Here is a 20,544-nt window from a genome sequence, read left to right on the forward strand (position 1 = left end):
CCTATTGGATTTCTTTTAAGCATGCCTTGATAAATGTCCTCATTGCTGGCTCGTGTGTACAAGCACTTCTGAAGAGACAGAGCTGGTTCTTGGCACGAACTAAATTATGCTTGTCATACTTAATTTTATAATAGGTGTCACCATTGATATAATCTGCCAAGAAGCGCACACATTGCATAAATGGGAACAATTTGGCTGCATAGGGTAAATTTTCTATTTCAATGGGCTCTAAAAAATGATGAGCAGACTCTAAATACCCTTTTGTAAACGCCTCGAAGATATCCATTCTAAAGTCTATTTTATCAAATTCGGAGGAATCTTCTGCTACCGTATTAGCACCGGTACGTAAGAAATCGCCATAATCTGAGAAGATAAAGCTCGGCATGACAGTATCTAAATCAATGACGCAAAGCACGTTGCCATTTTCGTCAAACAACATATTATTCACCTTGGTATCGCAGTGGCAGATACGCTTTTTCAGTTTTCCATCGCGATACAACTGTTCTGCCTTGCACATCTCGTTGGCATGCGTCTCTAATTCGTCCAACATATCTTGCACTTCTGCTACCCTACCGACGGGATTAGCCTCAACAGCTTCCCTCAGCTGATTCATACGCAGTTCCATGTTGTGAAAATCAGGTATCGTTTCGCCTAATTGTTCCGGTACATCTGTTAGCATCGACTGAAAATGCCCAAATGCCTTGCCTGCATCGTACGAGTGGGCTGCATCTACTAACTCATACGTTTTGGCATCTGGGATAAATACGCTAATTCGCCAGTACTTGTCATCATTGTCCTTAAAGTAGGTCTTTCCCTCCTTCGTTGGAATGAAGCGAAGCACCTTTCTGTCCAACTCAGACTCACCTTGTTTTTGTAGTTTTTCACGAATATGATTGGTCACCACCTCAATATTGTGCTGTAGCAAATCAACATCTGTAAACACTTCATTATTTACACGTTGCAAAACATAATCGGGAAAATTATCCTCTTTTGTTTCAATCTTATAAGTGTCATTGATAAGTCCATTTCCTAAAGGTGAAATTTTACTAACAGTTCCCTCAATGAGGAAAGGGCTAATCACTTGGTTTAGTTTTTCGGTTTCCATACAATTGTTTTTATTTATTGCTTATTATAAAGATTTAGATTTGTGCGACTTTAGCTATTTGCGCACCTCGTTTAACAAAAACGACAGCCACAAAATTATAAAAATATTATGATTTTCCCAAGTTCTAAGCCTACAAACTTGTTTGATGCAGCTGATGCAGCCATTTCCCAGAAAACAAACGATATAGGAAGATACATCCTCTCAAGCATAATTCAATGGCCATGGCTATCCATACTCCCTTCAATCCATACTGTGGCGCCAATATTGCTGCTAACGTAAGTCGAACGCACCACATGGACAGCAAGTTCATGATAGCAGGTTTCAAGGTGTCACCAGCACCTACACATACACTATACGTCACAATGGCAGCTGCAAAGAATGGCTCTGCAAACGCCTCTATTCGCAAGCTCTGAATGCCCAACACACGGATTTCTTCAACGGGTGTAAGGATACCTATCATTTCTGGAGCAAAAATATACATCAATACTGCCATGACGGACATCACTGCCATTCCTAAAAATACCGTCATATAGGCAAAACTTTTACACACGTCATAGCGCCCCGCACCCACACTTTGTCCTACAAGTGTAGTTGCTGCTTCGCCAATTCCATAACCTGGCATATAGCATAAACTTTCTGCCGTTATGGCAAAAGTATTGGCTGCAATTGCAACTTTGCCCAACGGTGCCACAATAATGGTACTCACAATCTGTGCACCACTCATCAATATGGATTGAGCCGCCATGGGTGCACCAATTTTCAAGGCATTTTTAACGTAGTTACTCATCCAGCGAAATGGCTCGTGATCTTGTCCCAGTGCCAGTATCTTATTACGAAAAATGGCAAAATAGGCTTGAAGTAACGAACCTATTAAAAAGGCAGTAGCCGTACCAAATGCGGCACCCAACACGCCCAAATGCAACACATAAATGAAAAAATAATTAAAGACGACGTCCATCACGCACATCCCCACGCTGATAATACTCGGAATGTGCATATTTCCAGAGCATTTCAGCATGGCTCCTGTCAAGCTGGCGAGTTGCATAAAAGGCATGGCTAATCCAAACACTAAGAAGTAAAGGGAAGCATCACGTGCAATATCCGATGTACCTCCCAGCCAAAAGGGTAAGGGTTGATAAATAAAAAGTGCAATGAAGGCTATTACCACACTCAACATCAGGGTACAAATTAGTCCATGCCGAAACACTTGTCGGGCTTTCACAAAATCATTGGCTCCGATAAAATGGGCTACTTGCACCGAGAAACCCATCGATGCAGCGGCAGTAACACTCCCCAATAGCCACGTGGTACTTTCCACCAAACCGATAGAAGCCGATGCCTCGGTGCCTAAATGGCCTACCATGGAGGCATCTATAAAGAACATTAACACTGTGGTTATCTGCGCAAGAATTGACGGAATACTCAACTCTACAATTAAATTGAGCTTTTCACCTCGCGTTAATGTCTTATTTTCACGAATATTCGCTAATAAAGCTTCACTTTTTTTACTCGAAAACATTCCTCTTTATTCTCGCACAAAGATACAGATTAAAATTTACATATTCTGAAATTTGAAAGAAAATCGCAAAAGACAAACAAAAATAACTCATCCAATTTTTGCAGAGAACTTGAACCGATAAAAGCACTCTCAAAACGAGGTTTTTGTCCTATAAATTTACCAAAAAACGACCATCTAAAATCTTCAAAATAGAAAAAAATCAATAGGCAAACGACCCACAAAATGATGCTGATTTTGATAAAATTGAGGTCTCTTCTTGTTAGAACATTGACTTAACGGTCTTGGAAACACCATTTAAGGGTGTTATTCACATGCTTCAACGGCATTAAAGCATGCAAATTCTAAGCTTATCTCAATGCTTTAGTCGCCAAAAAATCGTAAAAATGAGAATGAAAAGAAAAGATATAAGCGTAACATCTTCAACAGCAACGAATTATGAACATGGCTCATTTCTCGCGTATTTGCGACCCACTTTGCCGTTGGTTGTTTTCACGCGAGTTTTGAGAGGCACTTTGTAAAGATTTTTCTGAATTTATTATCCTTCCATACTGCATTTCATCAACATTAAATACACGACATTGTCGGTGCTGTTTTTGATGTGCAGACCACTATTAAATAAAAGACTCGCTATAACAAAAAAGCGACTCACTTTGTCTGTGAAATCGCTAATTATATTCTATTTAATCATGAAGTTTCTCAAAAAATGGGGGAATCTTCTTCGAACTGTTTGTTCCACCCCCAGCATAGCCAGTGCAGCAATGCTGCAACTTGGCTTTTCATCTTGTCCTAAATAATCTTTTTCCTGTCTTTACTCCTTCTCTATGGAGCCTACCGCTATTGAAGATTTTTCCTTACTAACAATCCTAAATTTTACCTCTAAACCATCTACCTATTGGTTATCCTTTATCTTCTACCTTGAACTAATATCCTTCTTTTTACCTAACGACTAATACCTTTGTTACCCTTACTGTCTTTTTACCTTATCTAATACCTGACGATACCTGAATATTCGCTTTTCCCTTAAAAACTAATAACCTAAATATATCTCTCAAATAATATCTTTAATCGTATTCGATTGATGCCTCTCGGCATCTCCTTTTTGTCTTATTGACGTTGCAAAGATACGACTGTTTCCGCACACAACAAAGAAAAAATAGGACAAAAGGCGATGAAAGACATTAATTCTTGACCTAAATCAACAAAACTGAGTTAAGCATATCCACCCCGACCGTACGCTATACAAAGTTGCCAAGAAAAAGAAAGCGAACAGTTTCAACATAAAACTGCTCGCTTAAATATCATTTTCAACGATGCGAATTACCGCTCTATCCACTTTCCTGTGGATGCACTGGCTCGAACTGTAGGAGCCTCTGCACGATAAAAACCTGCTAATCCGATATCAAAAATAAGGGTTGAATAAGCTGGAATAGTTCCATTCGATTGCTCTTTGTTACCATACCCTAACTGGTGTGGTATATACACTTCCCAGCGATCTCCTATCGTCATGTGCATCAATGCGGTGGTAAAGCCATCTACCAAACCGTTCACTGCAAACGTTGCAGGACGCATTGTCTGTGGAGTGTACTTACCATTATAACTACGGTCAAAGACATAACCTCCTGTATAGGTCGCAGATGGGATTAAACGTCCACGATAATTCACCTTGACCGAATCGGTGTACAGAGGACTACCTGATGTGCTGCCCCCTGCATTCAATATATGCACAATGATATAATCTCCCAAGTTCGCATGAAAATGTTGGTTATCTTCTGGCAATGACCACTTACGGATAATCTTCCAACTTTGGTCACCCTTGGCAATACGCTGTTGTGTTGAGGCATACAACTGATTAAAATAGGTCTCATTCTTATTTTGCCAATCGGCAAATTCTTCTACCTCACCATCATTTTCGCTACATGCCACCATGATTCCCATTCCCAATAAGAGCATCATGAGATATAACAACTTGTTTCTTTTCATATCTAATATCTTAAGCTTGTAGTTTTTTCAGCAAGCTAACAATGCTTACCTTATCTTCAATATGCGCACACAACTCACTAATGTCGATGCGCTCTTGCTGCATTGTGTCGCGATGGCGCAACGTCACCTTGTTATCTTTCAACGTATCGAAGTCGACAGTGACGCAATAAGGTGTTCCCACTGCATCCTGACGGCGATAACGCTTACCGATGGAATCTTTCTCGTCATAGCTGGTGTTGAAGTGGAATTTGAGCAAATTAACTATCTCGCGAGCTTTTTCTGGCAATCCCTCTTTACGCACCAAAGGCATCACCGCACACTTTACAGGAGCCAAAGCGGCAGGCAGACGTAACACAATGCGCTTGTCGCCTCCTTCCAACTCCTCTTCTTGATAGCTGTGACACATCACTGAAAGGAACATTCTATCTACACCAATAGAAGTCTCAATGACATAAGGTACATAACTCTCGTTGGTTTCAGGGTCAAAATATTTGATGCTCTTCCCACTAAATTTCTCATGTTGAGAAAGGTCAAAGTTGGTACGTGAGTGTACCCCTTCTACCTCCTTAAAACCAAATGGCATCTTAAACTCAATATCGGTGGCTGCATTGGCATAGTGAGCTAACTTCTCGTGGTCATGGAAACGATAGTTTTCCGCACCAAAACCTAAAGCTTGGTGCCATGCCATACGCAGTTCCTTCCATCGCTTAAACCACTCCAGTTCTGTGCCGGGTTTCACGAAGAACTGCATTTCCATTTGTTCAAACTCACGCATTCGGAAGATGAACTGGCGTGCCACAATCTCGTTGCGAAATGCTTTACCTATCTGAGCAATACCAAAGGGCAATTTCATTCTACCCGTTTTTTGCACATTTAGATAATTCACGAAAATTCCTTGTGCTGTTTCTGGACGCAAATAAATCTTGTTCGTGGCATCCGATAGCGACCCCATCTCGGTTGAAAACATCAGGTTAAACTGTCGTACCTCGGTCCAGTTTTTGGTTCCACTAATAGGGTCGACGATTTCCTCGTCTACTATAATTTGTTTCAATTCATCCAAATCAGGTCCTTGCATCGCCGCAGTATAACGCGCATGTAAAGCATCGCGCTTGGCTTGATAATCCAAAACACGTTTGTTGGTTGCCTTAAACTGCGCCTCATCAAAAGCATCACCAAACCGTTTGGCAGCCTTTGCCACCTCTTTGGCAATCTTTTCTTCATATTTGGCGATTTGGTCTTCTATCAAAACGTCAGCACGATAGCGTTTCTTAGAGTCACGATTATCTATCAAAGGGTCGTTAAACGCATCGATATGTCCACTGGCTTTCCAGATCGTAGGGTGCATAAAGATAGCCGAATCAATGCCCACGATGTTGTCGTGCAGCAGAACCATGCTTTTCCACCAATATTCTTTGATATTTTTTTTCAGTTCAACGCCATTCTGACCATAATCATAAACGGCTGCCAATCCATCGTATATATCGCTACTGGGGAATACAAAACCATATTCCTTGCAGTGGCTCACAATCTTTTTGAAAACATCTTCTTGTGCCATTTCTTATATCCTATGAGTATATTTTATCGGACAAAGGTACGCAATATTTTTGAGTACTTGGCTATCTCGGCTTAAATTCTTTAGATTTTTGCAACGGTTCTCTTATTTATAAAGACTTTGTTCCTTTACAAATACCGTTTTACAACGTATCTGTGACAAAACAGCATCAACCAAAAAACATCCGCGACACCCCTATAAAAGTGCGTCGCGGACGTATAAATAATTCAAGAGCATGCTATAACGAGAAATACTATTTTATCTCGTGCCAGCCCTCATTTTGTTCTATCCCATGATACCGCACCTCCGACCAAGGTATGGGATAGTAATATTGGTTGGCTCTAAATACCCGTTCGGCAGCCTGACTCTTCAGGTCGCTGACTGTATAGGTAGTTGTACCATCTGCCAACTTGACAATCTTCATGCCCTGCAAAGGGTTGGTAGAACCGTTCAATTTATCGAACGCTGTTCCTAATCGAAGATAATCCCAATATATGGACTCCTCGAAAGCTAACTCCACACGACGCTCATGAAGTATCTGCTCAAGCGTAATGGAGGGCAAAGCGTCCATGTGAACTCTCTGTCTAACCTCGTTAACAGCCTCCAAAGCCTTGGCAGCATTGCCCACACGGAACTGAGCCTCTGCATAATCGAGCAACGCCTCAGCGTATCTCCAAATGATATAATGCTGTTTGCTACCATATTTACTATCACCGAAAAGCTCTGTTTTGGGGTCAAGAAACTTACGCATGTAGTATCCCGTGCGTGTTACAGCAGCGTTACGACTGGTTCCATATTTCGTAAGGTCAGCGCCAGGCACCTCCTTTCCCTTGTCCACAGCATAATGTATCTCAAACTCATGTTTATTGTACGTAGAGCCATCATAAGTGATGTTGGCATAAAAGCGATAATCACGGTTTGCGTACGGATGTTGCGCATCATAGGTCTTGCCATCTCGCATACCATATTCGTCCACGTGGTTCTGGGTGGGAACATATGCACAACTGGTTCCAGCAAAGAATGGTGAGGCCGCGTCTTCGTCGAGACGGTGTCCGAAATCATCTACAATACCGTCAGCACTGTGTTGAATCTCGTAGATAGACTCAGAACTGTTGTGGAGTCGGAAAATTGAATTGTAGCTCTCGGCTATCTCACTTTCGGTGTTGCCTGTAACTGGCACTAATGAGTAGCATCCCAAACGCATCAATTCTTCATAGGCATTAACCGCTTTTTGCATCATCTCTTTGGAACGGTCAGACTTGAATCCGTAGATGGTTTTGCCCTTGTTTTGGAACGCTGGCGACCCCACCCAGAAGTACGCTTTGGCTTTAAGCATGATAGCTGCACCCTTTGTTACACGTCCCACATTCTCTGGTTCGTTTCTCACAGCGAGTAGATTGGCTGCCTTGTCCGCCTCTGAAGCGATATAAGCCACCATTTCCTCATATGAGGAACGCGGGAATTTGCGTTGGTCATTCAACGGGTCGTACAATTCTTGAATAAGCATTGGTGCACCAAAACGACGGAGGAGTTGATAGTAATACCATCCTCTAAAGAAGTGAGCCTCACCCAAAACACGATTTTTATGTGCTCCATCGGCTATTTCGTTTGCATTGGCTAACAGCCTATTGATGTGCTGTATCATTTCATAGTCCTTGCCCCACTCATTTAAGCCCGCAGTATTGATAGCTTCTTCTTCGCCAGCAACTTCCTCGGCGAAAATAGTACGACTCCATTCTGTACGCGAGTAGGTAATTTGGTCGGTAAACCATCCTGTGTACGGTTTTGACATATAGCGCAAGAACCAACTTGTAGACATCATTGTGCTGAAACCGTTGGAAAGATTGTGATACCATACTAAACTGTATTCGTCCAAAAGGTTGGGGCTTGCCCAAATACTCGGCTCCGCAAGTTTATCAACAGGTGCGTCGTTAAATAGGTCGTCACAACCTGTTGTCACAAAAGTAAGCGACAAAGAGGCAAAGCCAGTCAATATATATTTACTAATTCTGTTCATAATCATAAGTTTATGTATTCCTTTTTTAGAAACCAATATTCGCATTGATACCATAAGTGCGCTGGATAGGATATCCTCGCATCGATTCGGGGTCCATGTACTTGAGCTTGCTCCATGTATAAAGGTTGCCTCCCATCAATGATATACTAAGCGATGATAGTTTGAGTTTGCTCAACACAGAAGAGGGCAGCGAATAGCCGACACTGACAGATTTTAAGCGTACAAAGCTGTTGTCTCGCACCCAGAACGATGACTTTTTACGGTTGTTGTCTCTTGCCGTTGCCAACTTGACACGTGGGAACGAGGCGTTGGGGTTCTCGGGAGTCCAACAATCTGTGAGATGGTAATCTTGGAACTTGGGCAAGCTGTTGTTTTCTAATGAGTACATCTCGCTTACATATTGCTTGAAACCTGACACTCCTTGGAACATGACACTCACAAAGAACCCTTTGTAGCTCGCACCCAAACGTAAACTTCCAGTGAAATCAGGATATTGTGAATCTCTGAAAGGCTTCAAGTCTTTGTCATCCAAAACGCCATCATCGTTCTGATCCTTGTATTTGATATCACCAGGCTTTATCGTTTTGTTTTTGCCTTTGTACGTTCCGTCTTGGTTGAGTTTCCAATTATCGATCTCTTCTTGCGTTTGGAACAAACCTAACGACTCGTACATCCAGGTGGTTCCAGTGCTTTGACCCTTTCTTCGCATGTTCTCCAATTGGTTGGATTCATCTCCCCAGTCTATCACCTCGTCACGTCCTAATGACAACGTGAGTGCAGCGTCATACCTAAACTTGTTGATGCTGTTTCTGTGCGTGAGCGTTAAATCCCATCCCCAAGCCTTCAACTTGCCAAAATTCATCAATGGCACACTACCATTGGTACCTGTAGAAGCAGGGTACAGATAGTCGGGAGCAGGTGTCAGCATATCCGTGCGGTAACGAACGTAATACTCGTAAGTAAGCCCAAACCTGTTATCCCAAAACCCAAGGTCTATGCCAACATTGTAATCACGGTTCTTTTCCCATGACAAGCGTGTATTGGGATAGTTTCCTGTGGCCACGATAACTGCGGGTTTGAATACGCCGCCAACATTGTAGCCATAGGCGGGCGAATAAATGTATTTAAGCAAGTATGAGTAATCTTGCACACTTCCATCACGCCCTAACAAGCCGGTAGACAAGCGAAACTTAACATTGCTCAACACTTTCTGTCTCCAATTCTTGAAAAACTCTTCATTAGAGAGAATCCATGATGCAGATACCGTTGGGAAAAACGCCCAACGATGATCGGGGTGGAACTTTGCAGATCCGTCCATACGGAAGCTGAACTCAGCGAAATATCTATTAGAGAATCCGTAAGTAGCACGTCCAATCAACGATGCACGCTGTACCTCGCTGTCTACTCCATGCAACGTTCCCGTATTGGTAGAGCCGAGAACCTCGGGATATAAACCCGGCAAATCGTTGTTGGTTCCATCCATAGATTTGCGCTTATAAGATTGGTAGTTAGCTACTAACAATCCTGTCACATGGTGTTTGCCACCAAACGTGCGGTCGTAATTTGCACCAAACTCTATCAAAGCGTTGTCAACAAACTGAGTTCCCTGATATACACTTATTTTAGCTTTAGGATAAATAGTAGTCTTGTCTACCGTTATCTCCTTGTTTTTTTCGTTGTACAGATACAGCGTTACAGGGTTGTTATAGTTCTTGTTTAACGAGCTATTATTATCAACGGTTACCCTTCCGTAAACCGACAGTCCCTTAACCCAAGGCAATTCCCACTTCAGATTAGCCGTAACGGTGTTCATCTTGGTTGTCATTTGTTTATAACCTCCTAATCCGCGCACCGATATCAAAGGGTTGGCATGGCCAATACTTGCCAAATCGCCATTATCGTAGACAAACGGTTGAGTCGGGGCATAACTGTATGCTGCGTCAATAGTGGTGTAGCTTGTGTTCTTATATTCTGATCGAACGCCACTCATGTCAAGCGATAGTGTCAATCCTTTGGCTAACGTGGCATCGAGCTTTGCAGCGTAATTGAAACGATCGCGCCCTACGCCACTATACAATCCCACTGTATTGGTATAGGCACCAGAAATGTAATACCTTACAAACTTGTTACCGCCAGAGAGAGATACAGCGTTCGTGGAGGACGTTCCATGCGATTTCAGATAGTCGAGCAAATTGGTATCAGCATACTTATTTGGCATGGATTGTGTTCTAATTAGCTCCAATTCTTCCTCTGTATAAGGCTGGGCGTTTCTTGCGCCCTCCACTGCCTTGTTATAGAGCTTGGCATACTCGTAGCTCTTTAGGAAATGAGGGAATTGCGTAGCTTCTTGGATATTAAACTGTCCACGATAGTTCACACGCACTTTAGAGTCGCCAGATGCGCGTTTTGTTTTAACGAGTATAACGCCATTGGCAGCACGCACACCATAAACGGCAGCGGCAGCAGCGTCCTTGAGGATGGAGATACTCTCTATATCATCAGGATTGAGGTCAGACAGGCGCTGTTCTCCCTCCGTGGTGTTCTCCGAAAAACGAGGAATACCGTCTATGACCAACAATGGTGAGCTGACCGCTCCCGACATGGCACGAATACGAATGGTAGCTTCTCGAGCTGCACCTGGGTCGCCAGAGAGTGACATTACTTGTAAACCAGCCACCTGACCATTCAAGGCTTGGTCGAGGTTGGGGGTGGGCATGCGCAGTAGGTCTTCGCCCTTCACCGTCTCGATAGAGCTGGTCAGCGCCGACTTTTTCTGTGTTCCGTAACCCACCACGACCAGCTCATCCAAGTTTTGAGCGTCTTCCTTCATCTTGATGTTTAAGAGTTTGCCAAGAATGGCTTGCACTATCATCTCTTTATAACCTAAATAAGACACGACAAGGTTGTTCTTGCCCTTGGGCATCACAATCTTGAAATTGCCGTCCTTATCAGTAATCACACCTGTTTTTTCTCCTTGTGCTTTCACCGCTGCTCCTATGATAGGAGTGCCTGAGGAGTCAACAACTTTCCCTGATACGGTGATGTCTTGTGCCAATACAGGCATGAAACACACAACCGACAACAGCAATGTTAACAAAAAGATTTTTCTCATAGCCTTACTTTTTTAACAGTTTATCTATTTGCAAAATTTGATATTCGTAATAATTGCGCGTCTTCGCATCTCCCGTCGCTCTTTTCTGCTTATAGAGAGCTACCACTTTTTTCAGTTGACTAAGCATAAGTGGCTCCAGCAAGTTGGGCGACAAGGCTGGTAAACCGTAGTTAATGCGCATGAAAGAATATTCTGCTTCTGTGTGGCTGCATGGCAGAGAGGGCAGGCAAATGTTGTCATCCTTCAACTCCTCTTGGAGCAATGACAGTCCTTTCTTTTTAGAATCGTCGCCGTCCAATCCAGCACTCTTCTTGAAAAGTGAGATAATGGAAGCCTGCAAATTAATGTCCGATTCGGAAAGAGCCTTACCCTTCAATGTGTTTTGAAATATCTCATTGAAAGCATCGTTCATATATTGCCCGAGACTATAATTCTTGTTCGGATTAACTTTATAACCCTCGCTCACCCTGAACAAAGTGGTAGCGCCATAGATACCACCAGCCAACGATTTTTGCAGCTTCATATTTACAGTGGACGGCAAATCCAACTTCACTAACAACGATTGCGGAGACAACCAAGAATTGTATGTGAGTGCTTGATTCACCAGCCACTTCATAGCCTTGCGTTGTGTAACCTTGTCCACATAGGTCTTGGCACCTCTTTGGTTGTCGCCTTGTCTAATCTCATGGAAACAAACACCTCCCAAATATGGTATGACATGATGAAGGTGTCTTGAGTATTGAGACACCACCTCTTTATACATTGCAGTCACGTCATCATAGCTTTTACCCTTCTCAAAGGTCCATTTCTCAAGGTTTTTCACGATAATCTTTAAGTTGCTGATGGCGTAATTACCAGCCTTGATATGATCATTACCCAAGTCTTCCGACTGTGCAGTGGGGTCAACAGTTCCCATAAATTGCTGAGCGCCAAACTCAAACATAGGATTTCCCTTCTTCGCATCTATCCAAGCATCCAGTGTTTTTTTCTCCGCCTCTGGTGTGTCAGCGTCCTTAATCAATCGATACCCCCAGTTGATGGCATAAATATCAGCCACGCCCAATACGGGTGGCGTTAGTTTTACACCACGCTCCAAATCACCGGGCTGTGCAACGAAGTTGTTGCGAGCATAATCCATGATACTTGGCGTAGTGCCGTATTTTTGTGTGAACGAGGGGCTGCGCAATGAGTCCACAGGAAATGCGTAACTTGCACCCATATTATGCATTAGGCCAAGGGTGTGTCCCACTTCGTGGGCGGCAACATAACGCATGGACTCTTGCATGAGGTCGTCATCAAAAACAGCCTTATGTGTGCGTGCGTCAACGGCGGCAGTTTGGACAAATCGCCAATCGTGCAACAACGACACCACATTGTGATACCATATCACATCGGCGGTCAATATCTCTCCCGTGCGCGGGTCAACATAGCTCGGACCCATAGCATTGGCAATGTCGGTAACAGCATATTTCACACAATTGTAGCGCATGTCATCGGGGTCGAAGTTGGGATCATCCTTAGGATAGTCTAAGGCCTTTACCACATTCTTGAAACCCGCAGCCTCAAAAGCTTTGTTCCAATCCTCGATACCTTGTCGAACAGTGGCGCGCCATTTTTCGGGGAAAGCCGTGTCCACATAGTAAACAATTTGTTGTTTGGGTTCAACAAGTTCACCGTTATAATATTTTTCCCATTCCCCATCCTTGGGTTCCAACCGCCACCTATTAATATAGGTCTCTGTTTCTATATTATCTTTGTTCGAAGAATAAATGTTCTTTTCTGTGTCGAAGAAACCTACGCGTTTGTCTTTTAGACGCATACGCATGGGCTTATCAGGTGCCAAGAACAGTGAGCGGTGCATCTCCACTGTGTATGGCATGTCCTTGTCTGTTAAATTGTAAGACAGCACAGTCTTAATCTCCACATTCTTAGGAAAAGCTTTCACTTCGGTGATACCCGATGCATCAGCGACGAAAGTTCCTTTGAGCGATTTTTTTCCACCAAGAAGAATAGACAGGGGGTTGTCCTTCTTTATCGGACTAATACATCTTTCATTACCACCAAAGAAACTCGTTACCTCAATGAGTACGTTTTTGTCCTTTCGTCCAACTATCTTGAACGCCTTTAAGACTGGATCAGCAAAGTTAGAACGAAATGCCACAGCTATCGGATCGTCTTTCGCCACCACATTATCATTTTGAACCAAGTGCATGTACACACGCGTGCTGTCCTTGGTGAAACGCAGCAACATGGGGTACGTAACCATCTGTCCAGCCACATAGTCGCTGGTGTTGCTTGTCTTTGAAATACGATTGGACAATATATAGAAGTGCGAGAACACCGAATCTGGCATTTCAAAATACAACTTCCCATCCTTTTTCTGATAGGTATTGAACATTCCTTTGCACACCTTGGCGTCCTTGATAGCTTTGTTATAATCTTCTATCCCACCCGTTTCCTTGGGTTTATCGGTCAACACCTTGAGTGCATCAGTCTTCTTCTTGTCTTTTTTCTTGGCAAGTGTAGGATTGGGGAACATCATTCCCATCAAAAAAAGAATCATCAAAAATTTTCTCATAGTAGCATTTTTAATTATTAATATTGTTTACAGTTCTTAAAATTGCCGCTCTCCATCAATACCCTAAACACGGTGTCCCAACTCGTCCTACATAGGGAGTGCGATTCATGAACATGGCGATTTCTCTTCTATAATTTTGCAAATATATAGATTTTTTGCCTATTCTTTATCTTTTCTTCAAAATTTGTAACGAAAACTATCATTTTAACATCTGATCAGATTCTCTTTCCTGCGACAAACTCTTTGCGCAAGCAAAAATTATTTGCTACATGAACAGAAGTCACTCCTGCACATACGCCAACATTCATAGCGCATTGCAAGTTACTGACTTTTGAAGTAAAACCATTATCATGGAAAAATGGTCGTGAGATTTTGCATTTGTTTCCCCTAAATTGTCTAATACTTTTCGTACTTTTGTTGCCAAAACTATCAAGATGCAAATACTACTCTCTTGCGCAAAGGACATGGTTGATGCTGCACCAAACTTGGCTTTATCAACCACGCTGCCGCAGTTTCAGCACGAAGCTGAGCAAACGTCGGTGTACTTGATGAAATATAGCACCACCGAACTGGCGGAGATGTTACAAATCAATCCCCAATTGGCTTCACTCAACAAGTTACGTTATACCCATTTTTTAGAACCTTCGCCCACCCTACCCGCTATTCTTGCTTACAACGGAATCGTATATAAAAGGCTGGATGCAGCATCGATGTCGGTTCAACAACTTCAATATGCCGACCAGCATTTGTGGCTCACTTCGTTTCTCTATGGACTACTACGTCCTCTCAATGGCATTAAGAACTATCGACTGGAGGGGTGCGTTCAGCTTCCCGAGTACGACAACCAAACGATGTTTGATTTTTGGAAGCCACGCCTCACACAACTCCTCATTGATGCCGTTCGTGCTGACGACGGTGTGCTGCTGAATTTGGCGAGTGCGGAAATGAAGAAAATGTTTGATTGGAAGCGCATCAAGAAATCGGTTCGCATCATAGAACCTGCCTTCAAAGTACGAAAAAACGGGAAGCTGAAGACCATTGTTGTGTACACTAAAATGTGTCGTGGCGGTTTAGCACGCCATGCTATTATACATCATGCCCACACTGTCGATGCGCTCAAAACCTTTGAATACGAAGGATTTGTGTATAATGAGCAAGAGAGCAAGGGCGATGAGCTGGTATTTGTCCTCTAATCGTTTGACTAATTTGCACTATGTGGACATCTTTTTGTTGCATGAAAGATGATTTTTATCTTACACTGACGAACAAAAAACATACCTTTTTTGTCCAAAAATTTCAAAATTTTCAAGTTGCAAAATAGAGAAAAAACGGGGATGGAAATGGCATAAAATCTCCAATTTAAGCGCCGAAAATACATGAAGCATTGAGATAACACTCCTATATATCGCAGATAAGGGTCTTAGAGTATGTAGATTGGGCGGTTAACTACATGCTTCAATGCCATTATAGCATTGCTTCAACAAACAAAAGGACATGCTATTTTTTAGTAAAGTCGCTGATTATCAGCCAACTATAAAACTCGCATATTTCCAACCAAAGAGACACTTGGTTGTAAAAACGCGCGTATTTTGAACGAATGTCCTAATTTTTCAACATTTTTATTTGCTTTGTTTTCATGACATCATGGGTGTGTAAAGATGGTAAATGATTTGCAAAAGTGCCTTTTTTTTCCTACTTTTGCAAGTTGAGTAAATCTACCTATACAGAAAAGTTCATGAGCAAAGAGACAAACCAACAAGACGATATAGAATTAGAAGACGATGAATTGACTACCGACCAGCATTCTGACTACCAACCAGCCGACCGATTTGACGCTTCGGCAGTACACCATTTGAGTGGAATGTACAAGAATTGGTTTTTGGATTACGCTTCGTATGTCATCTTAGAGCGTGCCGTTCCACACATAGAGGACGGTCTAAAACCTGTGCAGCGACGCATTCTGCACTCCATGAAGCGCATGGATGATGGACGATACAATAAGGTTGCCAACATTGTGGGGCATACCATGCAGTTTCATCCTCACGGAGACGCTTCTATTGGCGACGCGTTGGTGCAAATGGGACAAAAGGATTTACTCATTGACACGCAGGGTAACTGGGGAAATATCTTGACAGGCGACCGTGCTGCTGCACCACGTTACATTGAGGCTCGACTGTCTAAATTCGCCCTTGATGTTGTTTTTAACCCTAAAACGACCGACTGGCAACTCAGTTATGACGGTAGAAACAAAGAGCCTATCACACTCCCAGCCAAGTTTCCATTGCTCCTCACACAGGGTGCAGAGGGCATTGCGGTAGGCTTGAGTTCGAAGATTCTACCTCACAATCTCAATGAAATTTGCCAAGCTGCCATTCACTATCTGAAAGGTGAACCCTTTACATTGTATCCAGACTTCCCTACGGGTGGTAGCATTGATGTAGAAAAATACAACGACGGACAACGTGGAGGAACGCTAAAAGTACGTGCTAAGATTGAAAAGTTAGACAATAAGACGCTGGTTATCAAGGAAATTCCATTTAGTAAGACAACGACAACGCTCATTGACTCTATTCTTAAAGCCATAGACAAGGGAAAAATAAAAGCCAGAAAAGTAGATGACAACACAGCTGCCGAAGTGGAGATACAAGTTCATCTGTCGCCTGGAATTAGTAGCGACAAAACAATTGACGCCCTATATGCTTTCTCCGATTGCGAAATCAATATATCACCCAACTGCTGTGTGATAGAAGATAATAAGCCCGTGTTTTTAACTGTGAGCGATGTGTTACGCCACAGCGTAGATAGCACCATGGGATTGCTGCGCAAGGAATTGGAAATTAGGCGCAACGAACTATTAGAACAATTATTTTTTGCTTCGCTTGAGAAGATATTTATCGAAGAACGTATTTACAAAGATAAGAAATTTGAAGAAGCCAAAGATATAGATGCGGCTGTGGCACACGTGGATGACCGATTGGAACCCTTTAAGCCGCATTTCATCAGAGAGGTAACCCGCGACGACATCTTGCGACTGTTGGAAATCAAGATGCACCGCATCCTGAAATTCAACAAAGACAAAGCAAATGATTTCATTGTGCGTACCAAAGCCGAAATTAAAGAAATAGACCACGACTTGGCACACATGACCGACGTAACCATCAATTGGTTTGAGTTCATCCAAACCAAATATGGCAAGGAGCATCCACGACTTACAGAGATACGCAGCTTTGACACCATTGAAGCTACGAAAGTGGTAGAAGCCAACGAAAAGCTTTACATCAACCGACAAGAAGGATTTGTAGGAACAGGACTAAAAAAGGACGAGTTTGTATGTAACTGTTCGGACATTGACGACATCATTATTTTTTATCGTGACGGTAAGTACAAAATCATAAGGGTCGCAGATAAGATATTTGTGGGCAAGAATGTTATTCACGTTCAGGTGTTCAAGAAAAACGACAAGCGTACTACTTACAACGTTGTTTACAAGGATGGCAAAAGCGGAATATACTTCATCAAGCGTTTTAATGTTACCAATTTCACTCGTGACAAAGAGTACGACTTGACTCAGGGTAAGCCCAATTCCAGAATAGTATATTTTACTGCCAATCCAAACGGAGAAGCTGAAGTGATAAAGATAACGTTAGAACCTGACCCTTCCAAGCCAAGACAAAACATCTTCATCGAAAAAGATTTCTCTGACATCATGATTAAATCGCGCAGTGCCAAAGGAAATATTGTTTCCAAGAAGCCTATTCACCGAATAGGACTAAAGAGTCATGGGCACAGTACACTGGGCGGTAGAAAGGTATGGTTCGACCCTGATGTAAATCGCATTAACTATGAGGAACACGGACGCTATTTAGGTGAGTTCAACGATGATGACTCTATCTTGGTGGTGCTTGACAACGGGGAATTTTACATCACCGACTTCGATGCCAACAATCACTACGATGACAATATTCACATCATAGAGAAATGGGACGATGCGAAGGTATGGACAGCCGTGCTGTTTGATGCAGACAACCAAAACTATCCGTATGTGAAGCGCTTTACGATGGAGGCAATGAAGAAAAAGCAAAATTACTTAGGAGAGAACCCAAACAACAAATTGGTTTTACTTACCGAAGTTGCCTATCCTCGCTTGTTACTTACCTTTGGAGGTAATGATTCCTCACGTCCCAGTCAAGAGATAGACGTTGAGGAGTTTATTGCCGTAAAAGGCTTTAAGGCAAAAGGAAAGCGTCTTACTACTTGGGAAATAGACAAGATAGAAGAACTCGAACCAACACGCCAACCCGTAGTTGCGCAAGATGATGAGCCAGAAGAAGACACCAATGATGATGAAGAAGAAGAAAATCTTGACCCTGATGCTGGAAAGAGTCAGCAACAAGTTATTGACGAAATAACGGGACAACTAAGTTTGTTTAACGATGAGGAACTGGCTCCTAAATAAGATAAGCGTGAGGGGAATAGCTGTCGCTTTCATCTTGATGGGCGGAGTGACAAGCACAATAGCGCAAGAAGAGAGGGCAATACCCCAACGTATCACGACAAAAAGTGATATGATAGGCTATGGACAAGCGTCTTTGTTGGACACTTATCTGTCTGCCGAAACATATACGGGGTATCGCATTGACTACCTTTCACACATCATGCGAACAAAAGAAGAGAGTCGCTGGATGCAACTGAAAATACATCAAGGCAACTTCACTTACGCCAAGAATCGGGCAAAGAATGCTTACGAAATGGAAGGAATGTACCAGTTTGAATATGGTGTCTTTTACCAATGGCAGCTCTTTGAAAAGCATTTACAGTTGATGACAGGTGGGAAAATGAACCTACATGCAGGTGCTCTCTATAATGGAAGAAACGGCAACAATCCGATGCAAGCCAAGTTAGGAGTCAATATCGCTCCTGCCCTCATTCTTTCCTACGCACTAAAAATACAGAAAGTTCCTCTACAATTACGCTATGAATTATCTACTCCTATCGTAGGAATGATGTTCTCGCCTAATTACGGACAGTCTTATTACGAGATTTTTTCAAGGGGCGACTACGATCACAACATCGTTTGTACCCATTTAGGAAACGCACCTGCTTTGAAACAGTTGGTCACACTCGACTTTACACTTTGGAAAACAACTTTCAGAGTGGGCTATTTGGGAGATTACCAACAAGCAAACGTGAACAACTTGAAGTATCACTCCTATTCAAACTCGCTCGTAATAGGTTTAGTGAAGAAATTTACACTCACACATATCTTACCATGAAAAAGCTCTTATGCATACTCGTATTCAGTCTGGGGCTATGTAGTTGCACGCAGGACGAAGTGTTCGAAGATACCCCACAAGGCAATTTAGAAGCCCTATGGAAAATTTTAGATGAGCATTATTGCTTCTTCGAAGAGAAAAGAATTGACTGGTATGCTATCTATCAACGATACTCTCATCAAATGCATCAACAGCTAACGGAGTACCAACAGTTTCAAATCATGGCTAAAATGCTTGCCGAACTCAAAGATGGACATGTAAATCTTTACACAAGCTTTGATCATGGACGGTATTGGAAATGGCATGAAGACTATCCAAAGAATTTTGATGAAATACTTATAGACCACTATATCGGCACCGACTATCGCATCACGGCTGGCATGCGGTATTGCATTTTAGACGATCATGTGGGATACATCTCCTGTCGTTCGTTTGAGGGAGCTATTGGATCGGGCAACTTGGACAACATTTTATTCTATTTAGCACCTTGCAATGGACTCATTATAGATATTAGAGGAAATGGCGGTGGGATGTTAACTTCTGCAGAACAGTTAGCAAGCCGCTTTACCAATGAGGATTTATTAGTTGGCTACATACAACACAAAACAGGCAAAGGGCATCAAGATTTTTCAAGGATGCGTGAACAAATATTACACCCTGCCAAAGGTGTTAGGTGGCAAAAGAAAGTGATTGTGCTAACCAATCGGGAGGTCTTTAGTGCAGCCAACGAATTTGTTAAATACATGAAGGCTTGTCCACAAGTGACAATTGTAGGTGATAAGACTGGTGGTGGAGCAGGACTTCCTTTTTCAAGTGAGCTACCAAATGGGTGGGGAGTAAGATTCTCTGCATGCCCTATCTTTGACGCAAACAAGAAAAGTACAGAATTTGGCATAGACCCCGACCACGTTGTCATGATGAAAAAGACGGACACTTTAAAGGGCGAAGACACGCTTATTGAGTTTGCACGAAAGCTATTATCAAATACTCACATTCCAACAACAACGAAATAGCGAGATGTCATACCATTATCTTTATTGTTATTGCTAACCCAAAAGTATCATCAACAGCATGAAACGACTATTCACTCTCTTTCATCAATGGTTAAAAAGCATGTCATTTCGGACAGGTGTCATCGTATTAGGCATGTGCATTCCTTTCTACATTCTTTCCTTTGCACAAATGTTACTGCCGATAAGCGCAACTGCCAAAGGTGTTTGGTGGACAATACTCTTTGGTTTAGCTAAAACCTGTCAGTATAGTGGACTAACCATCATCGGAGTGGAAGGATGGAAGAGGCTGAAGAAAAAGTTACAATTTGAGAAGAAGTCTCCTAAAAGAGGAACTTCTGAAGAATAAAACAACATTTTTCGAGCAAACAAGATTATTTTATAAAATTATTGATTAA

General features: G+C 42.5%; 12 protein-coding genes. 5 read left to right on the plus strand and 7 right to left on the minus strand.

Annotated elements, in window-relative coordinates:
- Nucleotide 1: 1 nt before the first annotated feature.
- The 7 genes from HMPREF9304_RS04255 to HMPREF9304_RS04285 form a co-directional block, all read right to left on the minus strand.
- Nucleotides 2–1,105 carry a phosphotransferase enzyme family protein gene (locus HMPREF9304_RS04255; protein ID WP_036926745.1) on the minus strand — a complete coding sequence of 368 codons (1,104 nt, stop codon included), beginning with the start codon at nt 1,103–1,105 and terminating at the stop codon, nt 2–4.
- A 130-nt stretch (nt 1,106–1,235) separates the two neighbouring features.
- Nucleotides 1,236–2,624: an MATE family efflux transporter gene (locus tag HMPREF9304_RS04260; RefSeq protein ID WP_036926746.1), complete on the minus strand. Its 1,389-nt coding sequence runs from the start codon at nt 2,622–2,624 to the stop codon at nt 1,236–1,238.
- A 1,317-nt stretch (nt 2,625–3,941) separates the two neighbouring features.
- Nucleotides 3,942–4,604 (minus strand): BamJ family beta-barrel-assembly machinery protein, encoded by a 663-nt coding sequence (bamJ, locus tag HMPREF9304_RS04265; protein WP_036926748.1) that lies wholly within the window; start codon nt 4,602–4,604, stop codon nt 3,942–3,944.
- A gap of 10 nt (nt 4,605–4,614) precedes the next feature.
- Nucleotides 4,615–6,159, minus strand: coding sequence for a glycine--tRNA ligase (locus HMPREF9304_RS04270; RefSeq protein ID WP_036926749.1), 1,545 nt, complete (start codon nt 6,157–6,159; stop codon nt 4,615–4,617).
- Nucleotides 6,160–6,409: 250 nt separating this feature from the next.
- A complete protein-coding gene (locus tag HMPREF9304_RS04275) occupies nt 6,410–8,173 on the minus strand; it encodes a RagB/SusD family nutrient uptake outer membrane protein (RefSeq protein ID WP_036926790.1) in 1,764 nt (587 codons plus the stop codon).
- A 25-nt stretch (nt 8,174–8,198) separates the two neighbouring features.
- Complete coding sequence (locus HMPREF9304_RS04280) at nt 8,199–11,285, minus strand: SusC/RagA family TonB-linked outer membrane protein (protein WP_036926750.1); 3,087 nt, start codon at nt 11,283–11,285, stop codon at nt 8,199–8,201.
- Nucleotides 11,286–11,289: 4 nt separating this feature from the next.
- A complete protein-coding gene (locus HMPREF9304_RS04285) occupies nt 11,290–13,863 on the minus strand; it encodes a zinc-dependent metalloprotease (RefSeq protein ID WP_036926752.1) in 2,574 nt (857 codons plus the stop codon).
- A gap of 434 nt (nt 13,864–14,297) precedes the next feature.
- Here HMPREF9304_RS04285 and HMPREF9304_RS04290 point away from each other — a divergent pair, with 434 nt between their 5' ends.
- The 5 genes from HMPREF9304_RS04290 to HMPREF9304_RS04310 all read left to right on the plus strand — a co-directional run bounded on the left by HMPREF9304_RS04290 (nt 14,298) and on the right by HMPREF9304_RS04310 (nt 20,495).
- A complete protein-coding gene (locus tag HMPREF9304_RS04290) occupies nt 14,298–15,056 on the plus strand; it encodes a YaaA family protein (RefSeq protein WP_036926792.1) in 759 nt (252 codons plus the stop codon).
- Between the two features lie 542 nt (nt 15,057–15,598).
- Nucleotides 15,599–18,319, plus strand: coding sequence for a DNA gyrase/topoisomerase IV subunit A (locus HMPREF9304_RS04295; RefSeq protein ID WP_036926753.1), 2,721 nt, complete (start codon nt 15,599–15,601; stop codon nt 18,317–18,319).
- Nucleotides 18,297–19,136 carry a DUF3316 domain-containing protein gene (locus HMPREF9304_RS04300; RefSeq protein ID WP_081455466.1) on the plus strand — a complete coding sequence of 280 codons (840 nt, stop codon included), beginning with the start codon at nt 18,297–18,299 and terminating at the stop codon, nt 19,134–19,136. The genes HMPREF9304_RS04295 and HMPREF9304_RS04300 overlap by 23 nt, the downstream gene beginning before the upstream one ends.
- Nucleotides 19,133–20,149, plus strand: coding sequence for a S41 family peptidase (locus HMPREF9304_RS04305; protein WP_036926755.1), 1,017 nt, complete (start codon nt 19,133–19,135; stop codon nt 20,147–20,149). The genes HMPREF9304_RS04300 and HMPREF9304_RS04305 overlap by 4 nt, the downstream gene beginning before the upstream one ends.
- 100 nt (nt 20,150–20,249) lie before the next feature.
- Nucleotides 20,250–20,495: a hypothetical protein gene (locus tag HMPREF9304_RS04310; RefSeq protein ID WP_197061636.1), complete on the plus strand. Its 246-nt coding sequence runs from the start codon at nt 20,250–20,252 to the stop codon at nt 20,493–20,495.
- Nucleotides 20,496–20,544: the final 49 nt, after the last annotated feature.

The sequence above is a fragment of the Hoylesella timonensis S9-PR14 genome (assembly GCF_000762405.1).
GTDB classification, from domain to species: Bacteria; Bacteroidota; Bacteroidia; order Bacteroidales; family Bacteroidaceae; genus Prevotella; species Prevotella timonensis_A.

Coding starts and splice junctions, on each gene's coding strand:
- HMPREF9304_RS04255 (WP_036926745.1), bottom strand. CDS start 1,105: ATGGAAACCGAAAAACTAAACCAAGTGATTAGCCCTTTCCTCATTGAG.
- HMPREF9304_RS04260 (WP_036926746.1), bottom strand. CDS start 2,624: ATGTTTTCGAGTAAAAAAAGTGAAGCTTTATTAGCGAATATTCGTGAA.
- bamJ (WP_036926748.1), bottom strand. CDS start 4,604: ATGAAAAGAAACAAGTTGTTATATCTCATGATGCTCTTATTGGGAATG.
- HMPREF9304_RS04270 (WP_036926749.1), bottom strand. CDS start 6,159: ATGGCACAAGAAGATGTTTTCAAAAAGATTGTGAGCCACTGCAAGGAA.
- HMPREF9304_RS04275 (WP_036926790.1), bottom strand. CDS start 8,173: ATGAACAGAATTAGTAAATATATATTGACTGGCTTTGCCTCTTTGTCG.
- HMPREF9304_RS04280 (WP_036926750.1), bottom strand. CDS start 11,285: ATGAGAAAAATCTTTTTGTTAACATTGCTGTTGTCGGTTGTGTGTTTC.
- HMPREF9304_RS04285 (WP_036926752.1), bottom strand. CDS start 13,863: ATGAGAAAATTTTTGATGATTCTTTTTTTGATGGGAATGATGTTCCCC.
- HMPREF9304_RS04290 (WP_036926792.1), top strand. CDS start 14,298: ATGCAAATACTACTCTCTTGCGCAAAGGACATGGTTGATGCTGCACCA.
- HMPREF9304_RS04295 (WP_036926753.1), top strand. CDS start 15,599: ATGAGCAAAGAGACAAACCAACAAGACGATATAGAATTAGAAGACGAT.
- HMPREF9304_RS04300 (WP_081455466.1), top strand. CDS start 18,297: ATGAGGAACTGGCTCCTAAATAAGATAAGCGTGAGGGGAATAGCTGTC.
- HMPREF9304_RS04305 (WP_036926755.1), top strand. CDS start 19,133: ATGAAAAAGCTCTTATGCATACTCGTATTCAGTCTGGGGCTATGTAGT.
- HMPREF9304_RS04310 (WP_197061636.1), top strand. CDS start 20,250: ATGTCATTTCGGACAGGTGTCATCGTATTAGGCATGTGCATTCCTTTC.